Source organism: Streptomyces diastatochromogenes (assembly GCF_002242805.1).
Classification (GTDB): Bacteria; Actinomycetota; Actinomycetes; order Streptomycetales; family Streptomycetaceae; genus Streptomyces; species Streptomyces diastatochromogenes.
Window position 1 is genome coordinate 1 of the sequence record NZ_MCGQ01000197.1, and the last position, 249, is coordinate 249.

Here is a 249-nt window from a genome sequence, read left to right on the forward strand (position 1 = left end):
CCTTAAGGAGGTCACCATGGGCGCTGCGACAGGCTCCGCCTTCGACACCGAGACACTGCGCCGGGGCATAGAAGGGAACACCGGGAACACTCTGCTCGCCCTCTACGCGGACGACGCGGAGATCCGCATCATCGACCGCAACACCCAGCCCAGTCACCCCAAGGTCCTGCACGGCCGGCGCGAGATAGCCGAGATGCTCGACGACGTCTACAGCCGCGACATGACGCACTGGTCCAGCTTGTGCGTCAT

Annotated in this window: 1 pseudogene; it reads left to right on the top strand. The window is 64.7% G+C overall.

The window, feature by feature from the left end:
- Positions 1–16: 16 nt before the first annotated feature.
- Positions 17–249 (top strand): annotated as a pseudogene (locus BEK98_RS47610) (nuclear transport factor 2 family protein); the annotation flags it as partial.